Source organism: Aurantimonas sp. C2-5-R2 (genome assembly GCF_036549495.1).
Taxonomy (GTDB): domain Bacteria; phylum Pseudomonadota; class Alphaproteobacteria; order Rhizobiales; family Rhizobiaceae; genus Aurantimonas; species Aurantimonas coralicida_A.
Genome location: NZ_JAZHLJ010000013.1, coordinates 1 through 15308, shown reverse-complemented (window position 1 = coordinate 15308; position 15308 = coordinate 1). Strand labels below are relative to the sequence as shown.

General features: G+C 64.7%; 17 protein-coding genes and 2 pseudogenes. 2 read left to right on the top strand and 17 right to left on the bottom strand.

Annotated features, from left to right (window positions below; translation table 11 throughout):
• Positions 1–124: 124 nt before the first annotated feature.
• From VQ044_RS08520 to VQ044_RS08500, 5 genes are all read right to left on the bottom strand, one after another.
• Complete coding sequence (locus VQ044_RS08520; protein WP_327625123.1) at positions 125–529, bottom strand: hypothetical protein; 405 nt, start codon at positions 527–529, stop codon at positions 125–127.
• A 101-nt stretch (positions 530–630) separates the two neighbouring features.
• Entirely contained in the window at positions 631–2016 is a 1386-nt protein-coding gene (locus tag VQ044_RS08515) for an ATP-binding protein (protein WP_327646536.1), read from the bottom strand.
• Positions 1997–2668: a response regulator transcription factor gene (locus VQ044_RS08510; protein ID WP_253963704.1), complete on the bottom strand. Its 672-nt coding sequence runs from the start codon at positions 2666–2668 to the stop codon at positions 1997–1999. The genes VQ044_RS08515 and VQ044_RS08510 overlap by 20 nt, the downstream gene beginning before the upstream one ends.
• A gap of 617 nt (positions 2669–3285) precedes the next feature.
• Positions 3286–3492 carry a hypothetical protein gene (locus tag VQ044_RS08505; RefSeq protein WP_327625125.1) on the bottom strand — a complete coding sequence of 69 codons (207 nt, stop codon included), beginning with the start codon at positions 3490–3492 and terminating at the stop codon, positions 3286–3288.
• A gap of 33 nt (positions 3493–3525) precedes the next feature.
• The gene (locus VQ044_RS08500; RefSeq protein WP_327646534.1) at positions 3526–5139 is read right to left on the bottom strand and encodes a phage tail protein; all 1614 of its coding nucleotides are present in this window, start codon (positions 5137–5139) and stop codon (positions 3526–3528) included.
• 198 nt (positions 5140–5337) lie between these two features.
• On the opposite strand from VQ044_RS08500, the gene VQ044_RS08495 reads away from it, so the two are divergent.
• Positions 5338–5802 carry a hypothetical protein gene (locus VQ044_RS08495; RefSeq protein ID WP_327646532.1) on the top strand — a complete coding sequence of 155 codons (465 nt, stop codon included), beginning with the start codon at positions 5338–5340 and terminating at the stop codon, positions 5800–5802.
• 251 nt (positions 5803–6053) lie between these two features.
• Here VQ044_RS08495 and VQ044_RS08490 read toward each other — a convergent pair whose 3' ends face one another.
• Positions 6054–6464, bottom strand: coding sequence for a hypothetical protein (locus VQ044_RS08490; RefSeq protein WP_327646530.1), 411 nt, complete (start codon positions 6462–6464; stop codon positions 6054–6056).
• A 45-nt stretch (positions 6465–6509) separates the two neighbouring features.
• Positions 6510–7590 (bottom strand): annotated as a pseudogene (locus VQ044_RS08485) (IS1595 family transposase).
• A 102-nt stretch (positions 7591–7692) separates the two neighbouring features.
• On the opposite strand from VQ044_RS08485, the gene VQ044_RS08475 reads away from it, so the two are divergent.
• The gene (locus VQ044_RS08475; RefSeq protein WP_327646527.1) at positions 7693–7923 is read left to right on the top strand and encodes a DUF6471 domain-containing protein; all 231 of its coding nucleotides are present in this window, start codon (positions 7693–7695) and stop codon (positions 7921–7923) included.
• Between the two features lie 8 nt (positions 7924–7931).
• Here the strand turns inward: VQ044_RS08475 and VQ044_RS08470 are convergent, their stop codons facing one another.
• The 10 genes and pseudogenes from VQ044_RS08470 to VQ044_RS08425 form a co-directional block, all read right to left on the bottom strand.
• Positions 7932–8714 (bottom strand): hypothetical protein, encoded by a 783-nt coding sequence (locus VQ044_RS08470; RefSeq protein WP_327646526.1) that lies wholly within the window; start codon positions 8712–8714, stop codon positions 7932–7934.
• A gap of 43 nt (positions 8715–8757) precedes the next feature.
• A pseudogene (locus VQ044_RS08465) lies at positions 8758–10911 on the bottom strand (baseplate multidomain protein megatron); the annotation flags it as partial.
• 3 nt (positions 10912–10914) lie between these two features.
• Positions 10915–11346, bottom strand: coding sequence for an NlpC/P60 family protein (locus tag VQ044_RS08460; protein ID WP_327646523.1), 432 nt, complete (start codon positions 11344–11346; stop codon positions 10915–10917).
• A complete protein-coding gene (locus VQ044_RS08455; RefSeq protein ID WP_327646522.1) occupies positions 11343–12233 on the bottom strand; it encodes a DUF2163 domain-containing protein in 891 nt (296 codons plus the stop codon). Before VQ044_RS08455 ends, VQ044_RS08460 begins: the two co-directional genes overlap by 4 nt.
• Complete coding sequence (locus VQ044_RS08450) at positions 12230–12871, bottom strand: DUF2460 domain-containing protein (RefSeq protein WP_327625129.1); 642 nt, start codon at positions 12869–12871, stop codon at positions 12230–12232. The genes VQ044_RS08455 and VQ044_RS08450 overlap by 4 nt, the downstream gene beginning before the upstream one ends.
• A gap of 3 nt (positions 12872–12874) precedes the next feature.
• Positions 12875–13447 carry a phage tail tape measure protein gene (locus tag VQ044_RS08445; protein ID WP_442872886.1) on the bottom strand — a complete coding sequence of 191 codons (573 nt, stop codon included), beginning with the start codon at positions 13445–13447 and terminating at the stop codon, positions 12875–12877.
• 4 nt (positions 13448–13451) lie between these two features.
• On the bottom strand, positions 13452–13688 hold the full coding sequence (locus tag VQ044_RS08440; protein WP_327625130.1) for a rcc01693 family protein: 237 nt from the start codon (positions 13686–13688) through the stop codon (positions 13452–13454).
• 5 nt (positions 13689–13693) lie between these two features.
• Positions 13694–14038 carry a gene transfer agent family protein gene (locus VQ044_RS08435; protein WP_327625131.1) on the bottom strand — a complete coding sequence of 115 codons (345 nt, stop codon included), beginning with the start codon at positions 14036–14038 and terminating at the stop codon, positions 13694–13696.
• Positions 14039–14040: 2 nt separating this feature from the next.
• Positions 14041–14454: a phage major tail protein, TP901-1 family gene (locus tag VQ044_RS08430; protein WP_327625132.1), complete on the bottom strand. Its 414-nt coding sequence runs from the start codon at positions 14452–14454 to the stop codon at positions 14041–14043.
• Between the two features lie 129 nt (positions 14455–14583).
• A complete protein-coding gene (locus tag VQ044_RS08425) occupies positions 14584–14994 on the bottom strand; it encodes a DUF3168 domain-containing protein (protein ID WP_327625133.1) in 411 nt (136 codons plus the stop codon).
• Positions 14995–15308 lie beyond the last annotated feature (314 nt).

Genomic DNA, 15308 nt, shown 5'->3' with positions numbered 1-15308 from the left:
GCCGGGGATCGAAGCAAATTGCCCCAAATGGCCGGCCGTCTCAAAACCAGATTCCGTCCGACGAGCCCTCTAGCAGACCTGGGCCGATTTGCCCATTCACTTCGTCAGGAATGGGGCGAGTGGATCAGGCGACCGGCTTCCAGAGACCCTTGTCGTTCTTGCAAGCAGTCCCGACGGCTTTGACCGGCTGTGCCTGGCCCGTGAACGTGTGGGAGTAGCCCCGGCAATCCTGCGATCCGACTCGGTAGAGCTGTGTCGGCACGACCTCGCCACTATAGCCATCGACGGACCACTGCACCGCCTGCCCCGCCGAACCGTATTGCAAAGCCTGGAATTCAGCCTCCAGCGCCTTGGCGCGAGCCGCACTGGAAAAGGATTTCGCCGCGTCGCTCTGGCCGACCAAGCCGCCGTCGAGCGCCTGGACGCCGGCTGAGGCCGGAGTAAGCGAGGCGCCCCCCAACCCGGCACTGAGACAGCCCGCGAAAGGAAGGATCAGGAGGGGAAAGAGCAGCTTCAACACGATGCGCATGACGATTTCATCCGAGTGCGGCAGTCCGATGGGACTGAAACGACAGGGTGCGGGGTCCGGAGCAATCCGCGTGCCGCAGTTCGTCGGTTCGGTCTATGATGTCAAGCCGCACCGCCGCCCAAAGCGCGTGGCAGCACGATCGTCACCCGCAGGCCGCCGAGATCCGAGCGGCTGAATTCCAGTGCCCCGCGATACTCGGCCACCATGTCGGAAACGATCGACAGGCCGAGTCCGCTGCCGGGCGTTGCTTCGTCGAGGCGGCGGCCGCGCTTTTGCGCCTCGATGATCTGCGCCTCGGTCAACCCCGGACCATCATCTTCGATGACGGTCGCGAAGCGGTCCTCGGAAACGGGCTTGCCGGTCACGACGATCCGCCCCGCTGCCCACTTGCCGGCGTTCTCGAGCAGATTGCCGATGATCTCCTCGAAATCCTGACGCTCGCCGGCAAAGACCAGGCCCTCGGCCGAGGCCGGATCGAATTTGAGGTTGAGGGCTGGATTGAGCTTGGCGATCACCCGCACCAGCCGTTCGAGAGCCGGTCCGACCGGCGCGCGGAAAACGGTCGCGTCGGTCAGGGCAGCGACCCGCGCCCGGTCGAGATAATGCTGCACCTGCTGGCGCATGCGCTCCGCCTGATCGGCTATCAACTCGCCCTGCGGTCCCCCCAGCGAGGCGGCCTCGTTAACGAGAACCGCTATGGGAGTCTTCAACGAATGCGCCAGATTGCCGACCTGCGTTCGCGACCGCTCGACGATGCGCCGGTTGTTGTCGATCAGCGCGTTCACCTCAAGGGCCAGCGGTTCGATTTCGGCGGGAAACCGGCCTTCCAGCCGTTCCGCCTTTCCAGCGCGCACATTGGTGAGCGAGCGGCGGACGGCACCGAGGGGACTGAGTCCCGCCAGGATAGCCAGGACATTGACAAGGATCGTCCCGACTCCCACGGCACCAAGATAATAGACGAGCGTACGATTGAAGTCGGCGACGTCGGCGGCGACAACACCGGCATTGCCCATCACACGAAACCGCGCCGCGTGATTCTGAGCGTCGAGCACGACTTCCGTCTCGACGACTTTCAACAATTCACCATCAAGGCCGCTCGCGTCGTAACTCCGACGATAAAGGGGATCGAAGGGAACTTGCGACGTCGGTTCGGACGCGATGTCGAGAATTCCGAGGGAACTGGAGATCAGCCGTCCCCTGGTGTTGTCACTCGCCGGAATGACCTCCCAATACCACCCGGACAGCGGCTGGGAATAACGCAGATCGCCGAGATCGGGGGAGCCGGACAGATAGCCGGTCTCGCTGACCGTCACGCTGTTGACGAGATTGTAGAGCTGTGCGGCGAGCAGGTCCTCGAAGCCGCGCGTCGCCGTCCGCTCGTAGAGCGTGGAGATCAGCCCCCCGACGACGACAAGGGCCAAAAGGGCCCAGACGCTGGATAGAACGATGACCCGGACGGTGAGAGAGTTAGCGGCCCGAATGGCCATCGCTCATCCTGTAGCCTTGTCCTCTGACGGTCTCGATCACATCGACACCGAGCTTCTTGCGCAACCGTCCAACAAACACTTCGATCGTATTGGAATCGCGATCGAAATCCTGATCATACAGGTGCTCGATGAGCTCCGTTCGGGAGACGATCTGATCCTGATGATGCATCAGATAATCGAGTAGCCGATATTCGTGCGAGGTTAGCTTCAGCGGGGTCCCGTCGAGCGACACACGCGACGCCCGCGTGTCGAGGCGGACCGGACCGCAATGGATCTCCGACGAGGCATGGCCGGCGGCGCGGCGGATCAGCGCGCGCATGCGGGCCAGCACTTCCTCGACGTGAAAGGGTTTCGTGACGTAATCGTCGGCGCCCGCGTCGATGCCGGCGACCTTGTCGCTCCAACGGTCGCGGGCGGTCAGGATCAGCACGGGCATGGTCCGGCCGTCGCGACGCCATCGCTCCAGAACGCTGATGCCGTCCATGACCGGCAGACCGACATCGAGAATGACCGCGTCATAGGGTTCGGTGTCGCCGAGAAAGTGTCCCTCCTCGCCGTCGAAGGCGCGGTCGACGACATACTCGGCGCCGGTCAGCGCCTCGGTCAGTTGCCGATTGAGGGTTTGATCGTCCTCGACCACTAGGATGCGCATGCCCGGCCTCGTCTTCTCGCTCTCGTCTTATCCTGTCGAATCGCCGCGACCGCGGCTGAAGTCAACGCCTCTCGCCGCTCTGACAATACGGCGATCAGGGCCGTATCGTCACCGTCGTCTTGCGCCTGGGGCCACCGTCCTTGCCTGGCACGAGAAGGGTCACGACACAAACCGTCTCACCGCCCTGCTCGCGACTGGAGACCGAGAGAACCTGGCCGCCGGTCTGGGCGGCCGCTTGCTCTGCGGCTCCCGAGCAGCTTGCGGCGGCGGTTTCGAAAGCGCCCTCGCCATTTCGACGTGGGCCCCGCTCTAACCTCAATCCCGGTCCCGGAGAGACATCCAGACCGAATCCCGAACCAATGCCGCGACCCGAAAAAGGGCTATCCAGGAGTTGAGCGGCAGCTGGCGCGGCCGCCGCGAGGGGAGCGGACCCGACGATCAGGATCGTGACTAGGCTGGCGAGGAGAGTGCGAAATCTTGTCATTTCGGGTCCGGCTGGAGGATGGCAGCGCCGCCGAGAAGGATCGGCGATTGCTCCCGTCCTAGTACATCGTCGCTGAACGACGAATGAATGGCGGACGACCGAGCCGGGTCGTCCGCTGATTTTCATGCCGCAACTAGCGGAGGGTTTTCTGCGCCGCTAGCCGCCCCAGGATCGCGACAACCGCGCCGACTGCCGCCGCGCCGTTGGTCAGCGACACGGCCAGCATATCGTGCGTCGCGGAATCGACTTCCAGGCCGAACAGTCCAGCCATCGCCGCCCCGAAAGCGACAAGCCCGCCCCATACGGTTCGCGATTGATACCACGGCTTTGCCTCGTTCATTTTCCGTTCCTTTCCTTGCTGTTGCGCCGGCGGTCACGCCGGTCGGGAAAAAATCGTCTGCCGAGCAGTCCCCACGCCCCAGACCGGGCTGACCTGGGCGATGGTGGCGACAAGCTCGGCGGGCAGCGCGCCGAACACGGCGGTCTGCTCTTCAGCCGTGAGCACCAATGCCGGCGTTGCGGGCTCGCGCACCAAAACGGCCCCCGATCCGTCGCCGACCTCGATGCGGTAGAGTTCCTGTTCTTCGCCGAGCGGCACGTCGGGGCCATCCCAATTGTCGCCGCCGACGCGGGTTCGGCGAATCCACGACAAGGCCACCGCGCCCGCCGCGTCGAAGGCGGCTTTCGCATGCACCGGCGACAGCGGTTTGACCGCGCGCCGACCAAGCGTGGCGGTGATCGTCACCGTTGCGGGATCGTCAAGCGCCCGGCCGAGCGGAGCCACGCGGACTTCCATCTCGCGGCCGACGTCCGACGTCGTCAGTCCAAGCGGCTCGCAGGCCGCGTCGAGCAAGACGAACGCCGCCCCAGTTGGTGCTCCCACGACCATCGCGTCTTCGGTGCCGCCCTGGGCGCGCAGCAGATCCCGCAACTCGAAGACGCCGGGCGCGATCTCCGCCGCCCTCTCGAATTGCAGCACTTCCCAAGCCCCCGTCGAGCTCCACACCGCGCAGAGATTGCCGCCATCCAGCAGTTCGCCCCTAGAAATTGCGTAGAGCGCGCCCCTGTCGAGCCGCAGCGTAATCGTGTTCCCGCGATCCAGACGTCCTTCCGGCCCCGCACCCAGCGCCGCGATCAACCAGCCAGTGGTTGCCGGGCGTGTCGCCGTCGCTCGCTCCAGGAAAGCGCCGCCCTGCCGGGATGTGGCGATGGAATAGCCCGGCCAGGGCTTGGCCTGCACCGCGAACCGCGCACCATCAATGCCCTGCCCTCCCTCGGGAAGCGGCAGGTCGAGGAGATGCACCAGTGGCCGCGAGGCGATCGCGAGAGCCGGCGGCCGCGGCGGGGTTGGAGGCTCCCCCTGGTCGGCAAGCGAGCCCCTACGCGCCGGCAGACGCCGCGCTTCGATACGGCGGGAGGCACCCGATTCGATCCGGTTCACCAACCAGGCGCCGGGACGCTCCGCGAGGCCGACAACATCGCCTGACTCCAGCGACAAGAGCGACGGTGCAACGCCGAACCGAGCGGTCTCGGCCACGCCGCTCGCCTCCCGCAGCATCGCCGCGGCCAATTCCTTCGCTTGCGCCTCGTCGAGCACCACCGGAAGCTGGATGATGTCCTTGCGGGGATGAGCGGCGCTGGCCCGCACCGCTTCGGCCGAACCGGGCTGATAGGCCCGCGCCGGATCGAGAAACCCGAGCGCGATCTCCTCCGGCCGCTCGCTTGCCTCGCCACGCCGCAGTTCGACATAAGGGCCGTCCTCGTCGGCGAATATCCCGATCTCTCGGCTCGATCGCAGCGAGGCAAGCGAGCGGAAAATCAGTCGCCCGGCCGCAACATGCACGACGGTGCCGGTCAGCCGCAGAAGATCCTCGAGCGTCTCGCGCGCCGTGCCGGGACCGGCGGCGACGTAACCGGTCACGCAGGAATCGACGGCCGAGACGTCGTAATCCGCGATGCCGTGGTCCTCCAAGATGGCGGCGATCAAGGCGTCGGCCGGCGCGTTGGCCAGGCGGCCGCTCAGCCAGTGGCCCCGACGCCAATTGCCGCCGTCGCTCCACAGGTCGCCGCGCGTCGGGAAGGCGGGATAGGGTCGCGCGTCCCAGGTCCAAACATGCGCCCTTATGTAGCAGATGCACCAACATCCCTATAGCCCGGAACACCCTCGCCGGGCGATAATCAGGGGATGGAACGCAAGCACCGGGCAACCCGAACAGACAGCTACAAGCTCACCATTGCGGGGCTTCTGACCAAACGTGCCGAGATGGCTGGCGAGCGGGTGAAGGCGACCGAACGCCTTGCTGCAATAGACCGGGATCTAGGCCACATGGACGCCGTGCTGGCGATGTTCGGCGTGACGGACGGGCACAAGGTGAAGCCGCTACAGCGGGCCACCACACCCCGTGCAAAGCGGTCGCAGGTGTTGGAGCGTCATCGGGTCATGTTCGCCGCCCTGCGCTCTACAGGAGCGGCAACGACCACTCAGATTGCCGAAGCCGTCACACCATTGTTCAAGACGCACGACGAACACGAACCGGAACCCGCTGTGGTCCTATCGGCCGTGCGGAAGATGCTTCACCGATTGGAGCGGCAAGGCGGGGTGGTGCGGGACGGTTGGGAAGGCGATGCGAGGGTCTGGCGGATCGCTTGAGCGATGGAATCTGCTGTGGTCACTGAGAGAGGGACGGCTGTGGATAGAAAGGTGTGAATAGCGGGGATTCCGGGCAGCGTTTAAAAGTGCTAGACTCCGAACTGCCCGCCATATGCAATGGGTGAATCGAACGCGCGACGCGGTGATATTCTGCCGGCCGTAGCACTATCCGCCAGGATGGGAGCGTTTTATGGGGTTCAGGGCAGGCCCCATCGCGTTCAATCAGACGGGCGATCATCCCCGATCGCCCGTCACTTTATGACCGTTCCTCTCAGAACCGGCCCTCGCTTTAGAATGCCCTGTAATTGGCGGTCGGCACAGCGGTGAAACGTGCTGATATAAGTCTCAAACCCTTCGGCCGTCGCCTTTACGGCAGCCTTATATTGGTTGCCGTTTTCGGGATGCCGATAGACACAAGCCGCCGCGCTTATCTTGTCGGCAACCCATAGGCCATCTTGGATCATTAGCGGCAAGCAGAGCATATCGATCAAGCTTATATCTGGGTGCAGATCGATAATGTGGCGCACGGATTCACCGGAGAGATAGGCAATCTGTAGCGGGGCTCCCAAATGCTGGGCTACCTTGATTGGAAGATGGCCAATAGCAATCGTCCCTGTGCCTCGGATGTACAAGGCCTCCATCTGTTGCAACTCAAGATACATGCGGCCTTGCGGGTCAGATTGAAACCGCCAGCCTACGGCTAGTTGTCACCGCTGCCAATATCCGCACCATGACCGGCTGACCGGCGACAGAAGCGAGTTGCCGACCAGCGCGAAGGCGTTCCCGCCATTGTCGCGGCGACGGTGATCTTCGCACCATGCGGCGTTCGCGGCATAGGCGGCTAGGTACTTCGGCGACACGCCGTGATGCTGACCGCGCACCATGCGGCGCAGGCGGGAGAAGAAGCTTTCCGCCCAGTTCGTATGTTTGCCGTGGCCTTCGCTGTAGGCTTCCGAGTGATTGATGCGCTCGGTGGGGAAGAACGCTTCCAGCACATCCCAGTGCGTCGCCTCGTCGGCGTAGACGGTCGAGCCGGTCTCAACGAGGTCGCGGGCAATCTGGACGCCTTCATGCTCGAAATTGCGGACATAGGTCATGGTGCGGCCCATTCGCTCGCGAAGGGCGATGACGACGCGGCGGGTGCCGGTCTGGTGTTCCTTGAGGCGACGATCGACGCGATCCTCTTTGCGGTTCGCCGGCTTCACATGACCGCCGAAATAGGCGCCGTCGATCTCAACTTCATCGTCCAGAGTGAAGCCCGCCGTTTCGTTGGACATGGCTTCGCGGAGCTTGTGGCACATCACGAAGGCCGTCTTGTACTGGACGTCGATATCGCGGGCCATCTGCAAAGCCGAGACGCCCTTGACCGCGTTGACGAACAGGGCGACGGCGGCGAGCAAATCGGCAAAGGCCAGCTTGCGGCTGTGAAAGATCGTGCCGCTCGTCACCGAGAACTGGTGATAGCAGGCAACGCACTTGAAGCGGCGGCGGCTGGTGATCGAATAGGTATCGAGGCAGCCGCAACGCGGGCAAACTGGCTCGCCACCCGTGNAAGATCGTGCCGCTCGTCACCGAGAACTGGTGATAGCAGGCAACGCACTTGAAGCGGCGGCGGCTGGTGATCGAATAGGTATCGAGGCAGCCGCAACGCGGGCAAACTGGCTCGCCACCCGTGGACGCCCAGCGGATCGCCTTGAACTGATCATACGCCTTGTCCTCGCCGGCCTTGTAGATGGCCTTGAGGGAAAGGGTGCGGGCTTGAGCCGAAAGGAGGAAGTGCTGTGCCATTGTCATCGTATCCGGTGATGTTCTTCATCGGATATAGCGATAGACATAGCCATATACAAGGGTATATATCATCAAAATCGATGATATATATGGAGCCCAGATATGGTGAAGGCGTCGGATCAGGACGAATGGACGATCAAGGCGAAAAACCTCCTGAAAGGTGAGTTGAAGCGGAAGGGTGTGACCTATGCGCAGCTAGCTGAGAAGCTGGCCGCTATGGACATTCACGAGAACGAACGTAACCTGAATAACAAGATCAGCCGAGGGGGGTTCAGTGCGGCTTTCTTGCTCCAATGTCTGACAGTTGTCGGCGCGACAGAGGTGCGCTTGTAGCGCTGGGGTTAATTCTCGCCGCAGTCGTCCTTGCCGCTTGGATAACCGCGTTCCAGAATAGACCAGGCCGCTACGAAAGCGGCGACGGCAATCCCCAGCCACAAGAGCACAGCGCCGAGGATGCCATTGGCCGTATACCCAGCGCTGATAGCTTTGACCCGTGGCGCGACAGCTATGCCCAGTGGGGAATGTTTGGGTTCTCCGCCATCGCCACGGGAATAAGCATTGTGGCCGTTGTCTGGGTGAGACGCGCTTGGCGAGAAGCCAAGCGAAGCGCGGACGCTGCGATTGCAAACGTGGATGTAACGAAGGAAATCGCGCGGCGTCAATTGAGGGCTTATTTGGCTACGGACAGCATGGGCCTCGGGCAGCGTGTGGATGGAAAAAATATCGACTACGTTCTCAAACTGAAGAATTTTGGCCAGACTCCGGCAAACCAAGTTAAGCTGAAAGTGAGAACGGGCCTTTGCAACGGAGACGATGGAATCGTTCACTGGGGTGAATTTGTGGAGCGCCCATCCGTTGATGTCCCTCCCTCTCAGTTTCTGGGTGTTCAAATTGAAGTTTTCGGAATAAATGAAACCAACATTTCCGAGAAAATAGAAAGCATCATAGCACGGCGCGCTAAGCTCCATGCCCACGCTGTTTATTCTTACATCGACATCTACAGTATGAAGCGAACGACTGGATTCTATGCGAGCACTTGGGGCGATACATTCCGCCTTGGCGAAATTGGAATCGACGTATACGAGACCGAGAAGGATGACGGCGTTCAGCCGTAGCCCGCGCATCAACTGCGCTCCGGGCTTGGTGCGTTTGCTACATAAGGGCGCAAACATGGATCGCGGCCGGATCGACCATCCGACCGCCATAGACCGGCGAAATCGGATTGGCGGCGGTCGAAAAGTCCGGCGACGCAGGGTCCCAATACGCCAACTGCGCTTCGAGGAACCGCCGCTGCGCGAGGTCGTCGCGACCTCCGGCGGAAAAATATGGCACGAGGCTTTCCGACGATTTCGGGTCGACGAAGACATTCGGCTGGTTCGCGCCCTTGTCGATCGCCGGGCAGCCAAGTTCGGTGAACCACACCGGTTTCGACATCGGCACCCATGCGGAGGTTCCGGCGGTCTCGACCCCGGCGCGGCGCTCGACATGCGGGTTCGACCACCAGTTCGCCACATCCTTGGCGCGGTAGACCCACGGCTTGCCCGCCGCACCGTCGGTGATCGGCGTGCGGATGCGTGCCGCCCGATCGGCATCGGTGGCATAGTACCAGTCGTAATATTCGCCACCGCCGATCCCGGCTCGCAGCCCGTCCCGATCGTATTGCGAGGACGGTCCCGCCGGGTCCGCATCGAGGTCGCCGTCCCGCCAGTCGGCCAGCGGCAGGTAATTGTCGATGCCGACGACGTCGATCGACGGCGAGGCCCAGAGCGGATCGAGATTGTAGAAGACATTGCCCGAGCCGTCCGTCGGCTGGTAGCCAAAATATTCGCTCCAATCGGCCGCGTAGGTGACGACGGCCGTCGGCATCATGGCCTTGACCTCGGCGGCGATGGCGATCAGCCCCTCGACGAAGGGAAAGCGGCCATCCTGATCGCGAATTCGCGTCAACCCGCGCATCTCCGAACCGATGACGAACGCATCGACCCCGGCCGCCGCCGCGAGCTTCGCCTGATGCAGGATCATGCGCCGATAGGACCATTCGTCCGGCCCGGTATATTCGACGCCGGTTGTCGTCAGCGTGAAGTGCTGCGGCGCGACTGTTCCGAGAAACGCCGCGATATCGGCTCGCGCCGCCGCCGTGCCGTCGGCCGAGCCGGCGCGACCGGTGGCGATGTCGAGCGTCATCCGCCCGCGCCAGGGAAACGCCGCCTGCTCCACGCCGCCATAGGGGTCGGCAAGTCCGTTTCCGGGCGGCACATCCATCAGGATGAAGGGGTAATAGGTCACTTTCAGCCCGCGCGCCTTGAGATCGGCGATAACCCTCAGCACGCCTTGGTCGCTGGGCGTGCCGCCGAAGGCCGGCCCGCCGTCGATGGAACTGACCAGCCGCGCACCGACCCGATCGACGGAGCCGGCGCGCCAGACCTCGGTTTCATCGCGTTGGACGATCTCCACACCCGGCCGAAGGTCGCAACGTCCGGCGCGCAGATCGTCGCCGAACCAGGAAACGACGAGGGCGGCCCGCTCGAGCGACGGGCAGAGCGCGCCGAGCTCGTCGAGCGCGGCCGTCCAGTCGCTGGAGCCGTGGAGGATGTTGCGGTTGACGACCCGGTCCTCGCCCGCGCCGAGCCGTTCGCGCACCGGCATAGGGTCGAGACCGTGCTCACTGGCACCCGGGATGATGGTGATCGCCCGCAAGTCGGTTTCCAGCCGACCCACCGGGCGCAGGATCTCGCAGGAAATCTGCGGCAGGCGGTTGCCCCAGCGTTCCAGCGGCAACCGCTCGAACACGATATAGGCGAGCCCGCGATAGGCGGGCGCGTTGCCGGCCCCTTGCCGGGCCTCGATCAGCGGATCGGCCTCTTGCGTTTCGTCGCCGCGATAGACACGGTGGACCGTCTCGGTAAGATCGAGTTCCTCGCCGTCCGCCCACACCCGCCTGACGCCAGCGATCGGCCCTTCGCAAAGCCCGACCGCGACATTGCCGTAATAGCTGTAGGTCGTCGTTTCGATGCGCGGGCCGCCGCCCTTGCCGCCCCGCCGTTCGGTGGTCGCGACCTCCTCGAAGCGCGTCGTCCAGATCACCTGACCTGCGACCCGCGCCGTGCCGTAGACCTTGGCGATACCGGCGCCCTCGTCCGCTTCCATGATGCGGCTGTTGCCTAGCCTCGGCCCCTCGCTGCGGCGCGTGCCGCCGAACAGCGAGGCGTCGAGCGATGCCCCGGCTAGCGCGCCGGCCGCGCGGCCGAGAACAGCGCCGAGCGGACCGCCGAGCACGCCGCCTACAAGGCCGCCGGCCGCCTGCAGAAGAATCGTGGCCATGACCTACTCCGGAAAACGAAAGACGCCGGCGATGCGGCGGGTCCAGGCCTGCGGCATCGGCGAAGAAACCACGGTCGCGCCTTCATAGGCGTGGATCAGCCGGCCGCTTTCGTCGAGAATGCCGCAATGCGCCGCCGGCGCGCCGATGCGCCATCGAAACAGCACGACGTCGCCAGGCTGGGCATCGGCGATATCGACCGCGATGAGATGCCGCCGCGCTGCCTCCAGCAGCCGGTCCGGGCCGCCCCGGATCGACCAGTCGACGCCGTAGGGACCGGGATCTTCCGGTTCTTGCCCATAGAGCGCGCGCCAGACACCGCGCAACAGGCCGAGACAGTCGCAGCCGACGCCCTGCCGGCTGCCCTGATGACGATAGGGCGTACCAAGAAACGCGCGGGCTGCGGCGAGCGCGCGAGACGGCGCAAGCTCGCTCATGGCACCACCGGCGAGCCGTCATGGATGCCGTCCGCCTTGGCCACCGCCAGCGCCGCGTCGCTGCCCGGCATATGCGGGAAGCCACGAAAATTCGTGGAATTGGCGAAACGGTCGCGGCAAGTGGAAAAGCGCTTGTCGCAGCCCTGGTTCAGCCGCAACCGGTCGCCGGCAACGAAGCCCGCGTCGATCGACTCGGAGAGCGAAAGGCGAACCGTGCCGAGCCCGGTTTCGCTCGCCGCAACGATATCGGCGGCAAGCCCCACCGCAGCGCCATCGAGAAACTCCAGCCGGCCGTGATCGAAGCCGCCCGGCGCACCGCCCAGATCACCGTCGATCAGGATCGTTACACCCTCTCCGCCATTGACGACGGCTTCGATGGAATAGGGCGGGTCGGACGCCGGAAACCGGCAGCGGGCATCGCCAAAGACCGCGTCGCAGCGACGCCGATAGATGCGTCCGCGCACCCGGTCGAGCTGGGCCGCGACGCCGCGCAATTCGGCCGCGAACCCGGTCTCGCCATGCTTGACCTCTCCGAGTTCCGCGACATCCATTAGCACGAAGTCAGCGGGATTCTGCCAGTCGACCACGAAGGTCTCGACCCGCGCCGCGTCGAAGCGGCCGGCGCGAATGTCGGCCTCGCCGATCGCCGCCGAGGACAGCGCGCCCTCGACCTCGCGCGTCGGCGCGGCCAGCCCCAGCGCTTCTTCGGCCTCGCCGCCGGTCAGTCCGGTTGCCGCCTCGAAACGGGTTCCGTCGAAGGTCAGCGCCTCGTCGTGATCGGTGAAGCCGAGAACCACGCCGTCGCGCCGGGTCAGGCGCCAGCAATGGGCCAGCGTCGTCGCCGGGCTTTCCAGACGCTCCGCCAGCCCGGAAGGGATCTGCCTCATGGCCGCACCTCGATCAACGGAATGGATGGGATGTCGCCGGCCTCGAACGCCGCGACATTGACGGCGAGCTGGTCCATGTCGAAGCGCACCGGCACGTCGAATTCGAAGCCGGCGGTGATCGAGAGGCCAACGGCCGGCGCCACCGACAGGGTCACTCCGCCGCTGGCCGTATCGACGTTGAAATCCGTGCCGGCGGCGAGTTCGGTCCCGTCGACGGCGATCCGGACGGTCCCCGGCACCGGTTTTTCGATCGGCCGGCTATAGGCCGCGTCCCCGTCACCATAGATTTTCAGCAACGGAAAGACCGCCGTCGCGCCATCGCCAATACCGATCATCTGGTCGAAGGCCGTGACCGCCTGCCCGTAATTCGACGAGCGCCAGTCGAGCGGATCGCGAAAGCGGAACCCGGTGAGCTTGCCGCGCCGCGCCTCGAAGAAGTCGAGCACCGCGGCAAGGTCGGCGAGGCTCCTGACCCCCGAGCCGGCATCGTAGCGTCGGGCCGAATGGCGATGACGCTGGTTGCGGTGCTCGTAGCCGGTCGACAGGCGCACGATCTCGGTCCGACGCTCCGGCCCGCCGCTGGTGCCGAATGAGACGCGCAGCGGAAACCGTTCTTCGCTGAAGGCTTCGATGGCCATTTCCTACAACCCCCGCCGGCCACGGCTCGCGGCGCGCGCAAGCATCGCCTGGATCTGCGCCTCCGAGCGCTTGAAGCTGGTCGCGTCCGGGGTCGTCACATTGAAGACGATCGACGGTCCTGCGCCCGCCGCCGGTGTTGCGACGCCGAGGGTCCCGTCGGCGCCGCGCTTCAGCGGCAGGATCGCCTCCGCCCCCGCCTCGCCCATCAGGCCGAGCTTGCCACCGGTCGGAAAATAGCTTGGCGCCGCGACGACGCCGCCCTTGGCAAAGGGCAGAATGCCCGTCGGGGTTGAAGCCGTCAGGGCACCGGTCAATCCGCCAACCGCCTTGCCGATGAAGCTCGACGCGATGTTGGTCAGCGGCCGCAGCGCTGCGTCGAGTGCGATGGTGGAAATGCGCTGCCCGAGCTGGCGCAGCACGCTGTCGAAGGATCGGCCGCCGGCAACGGCACCCTTCAGCGCGGAGGTGATCGCCGAGCCGAAGGCGTTCGCCCTTTGAGTCAGATCGCCCATCGCCCGCTCGAAGCCGCTTGTGTCCGCCACGATCGCGACGTTCAACGTCTCGTCCGGTTCCATCCGTTCACCTCTGTGCTTGTGATGTGCCCCAGTCGGGGAAGCGCCGCATCAGCGCGGCCAGATCGGCCCGTTGCGGCGGTATCGCGCCGCCGGTCGCGGTCAGGGGCGCCAGCGCGGCGGCCAGCTCGCGCGGCGTCATCACCCAGAAGGATTGGGGCGAAAGCCGCAGCAGCCCGAGCCCTGCCTCCATCGCTTCCTGCCAAGGGAAAGCCGTGCCGGAGGCCCCTTGCGCTACCGGCACGGCGCTCAAGGGTTTGCGGGTGCCTCGCTCGCCTCCTCCGGCTGTCCGAAAGCGGCCGAAAGCAGCGCCGCCGCCACGGTCGCCGCCCCGGCGACCCCGCCATCGACTTGCATCGCGGCGACGTCGGCTTCGCTGGCATCCGTCCCGGCCCCGCGCAATCCGGCGGCGAGAATGCGCATCAGGTCGCGCGCCGAGAGCCGCCCGCCGCCGAAGCGTTCGGCGAGCGCCGCCAGATTGTCCGAGGCAAAGGCGTCTTCGAGTTCGGCGAGCGCGCCGAGGGTCAGACAGAGCGTGCGCTCACGCCCATCGATGATTGCGGAAACTTCGCCGCGCCGCCGATTGACCGCCATCCTCACAGCACCGCGAAGGTCAGCGCGCCGGCCGATTCCAGCGTTGCCTCGAAGGTGACCTCGCCATTGTGCTCGCCGGCATATTCGAGCGCCGTCACCTGGAACGGCCCGGTGATCGTGCCGAAATCCGGAATGACCGCCTGAAACGGCGCGACGCGGCCGTCGAAGAAGATCTGCCTGAGCGCGGCGTCCGAGGCGGCATCCTTGAAGATGCCCGCCCCGGACAGCGCTGCGCGCTGCACCCCGGCTCCGCCGAGCAGCTCGCGCCATCGCCCGGCGCTTTCGGTGTCGGTGATGTCGACGCTTTCGGCGTTGAACGCGATCCGCCGCGTTCGAAGCCCCGCTACCGTCGTGAAGCTGCCGTCGCCATTGTCGTCGACCTTGAGAAGCAGGTCCTTGCCTTTCTGGGCGGCCATGTCGCGTTGTCCTTTCCCGCGCGGCCGGCGAGCCGGCCAACAAAAAAGGCGGCCCCGAAGGACCGCCCATGATTTGATTTCATCGATGTCGACGCGGCGCTCGCCGCTATCTCGGATAGGCCCCCGCGATCAGGCCAGCGGTTCGGTCACAGCCCGGAACCGCAGGATGCCGTGGTAAGTCGGCGCGTCCGGCTCCTGCCGCGCCTCGGCGAACTGGAGCTGGAGGTTGACCAGATGGTGCCCTTCCAGCGGCAGGGTCGCGTCGTTCAGCTTGCTGGCAACCTTGTCCATGATTTCATAAGTCTCGCGCTTGCCGCCGCCCTTCGCCCACACGTGCAGGGTCAGGATATGCTCCGCCCCATCCTCGGTCCCTGTGGACCAATCGACGACCGCCGTTCGGCCGAACGTCAGATAGGGAAAACTCGCTCGTTCCGGACGGCGGTCGAACACTTTCGGCCCGCCGAGCAGGGTCGTCAGGGCCTGGTCTGAGGTCAGTGTCTGGAAGATCGTCGTCTGTAATTCAGCGCTGGGATGTGCCATGGCCAGAAATCCTCGCTCACGTTTTCTGACAGGTTGATATATGGAGTGTAGCACCTTCCTGTCAGGGGCGCTCGTGACCGTTTGGTTTAAATTTTCGTAACCTCGTCGTGAGTCGTTAACGGGGCTTCTGCGTCGCCGTTCCCGCCTTGTAGCGTTCTGCCGGACACTTCGGCGTGTAGCATCGACCATGCCTCGGGAATGTTAAGGATTCGCGATGTTGAAGGCTTGCCTATCCGGTTGATTCCCACACCCACTAGATCTAGTGTTGGGCATGGATGTCCTGGCCCGTGAAGACCTGCCGTTCCCGCAGTCTC

Coding starts and splice junctions, on each gene's coding strand:
- VQ044_RS08520 (WP_327625123.1), bottom strand. CDS start 529: ATGCGCATCGTGTTGAAGCTGCTCTTTCCCCTCCTGATCCTTCCTTTC.
- VQ044_RS08515 (WP_327646536.1), bottom strand. CDS start 2,016: ATGGCCATTCGGGCCGCTAACTCTCTCACCGTCCGGGTCATCGTTCTA.
- VQ044_RS08510 (WP_253963704.1), bottom strand. CDS start 2,668: ATGCGCATCCTAGTGGTCGAGGACGATCAAACCCTCAATCGGCAACTG.
- VQ044_RS08505 (WP_327625125.1), bottom strand. CDS start 3,492: ATGAACGAGGCAAAGCCGTGGTATCAATCGCGAACCGTATGGGGCGGG.
- VQ044_RS08495 (WP_327646532.1), top strand. CDS start 5,338: ATGGAACGCAAGCACCGGGCAACCCGAACAGACAGCTACAAGCTCACC.
- VQ044_RS08490 (WP_327646530.1), bottom strand. CDS start 6,464: ATGTATCTTGAGTTGCAACAGATGGAGGCCTTGTACATCCGAGGCACA.
- VQ044_RS08475 (WP_327646527.1), top strand. CDS start 7,693: ATGGTGAAGGCGTCGGATCAGGACGAATGGACGATCAAGGCGAAAAAC.
- VQ044_RS08470 (WP_327646526.1), bottom strand. CDS start 8,714: ATGCGCGGGCTACGGCTGAACGCCGTCATCCTTCTCGGTCTCGTATAC.
- VQ044_RS08460 (WP_327646523.1), bottom strand. CDS start 11,346: ATGAGCGAGCTTGCGCCGTCTCGCGCGCTCGCCGCAGCCCGCGCGTTT.
- VQ044_RS08455 (WP_327646522.1), bottom strand. CDS start 12,233: ATGAGGCAGATCCCTTCCGGGCTGGCGGAGCGTCTGGAAAGCCCGGCG.
- VQ044_RS08450 (WP_327625129.1), bottom strand. CDS start 12,871: ATGGCCATCGAAGCCTTCAGCGAAGAACGGTTTCCGCTGCGCGTCTCA.
- VQ044_RS08445 (WP_442872886.1), bottom strand. CDS start 13,447: ATGGAACCGGACGAGACGTTGAACGTCGCGATCGTGGCGGACACAAGC.
- VQ044_RS08435 (WP_327625131.1), bottom strand. CDS start 14,038: ATGGCGGTCAATCGGCGGCGCGGCGAAGTTTCCGCAATCATCGATGGG.
- VQ044_RS08430 (WP_327625132.1), bottom strand. CDS start 14,454: ATGGCCGCCCAGAAAGGCAAGGACCTGCTTCTCAAGGTCGACGACAAT.
- VQ044_RS08425 (WP_327625133.1), bottom strand. CDS start 14,994: ATGGCACATCCCAGCGCTGAATTACAGACGACGATCTTCCAGACACTG.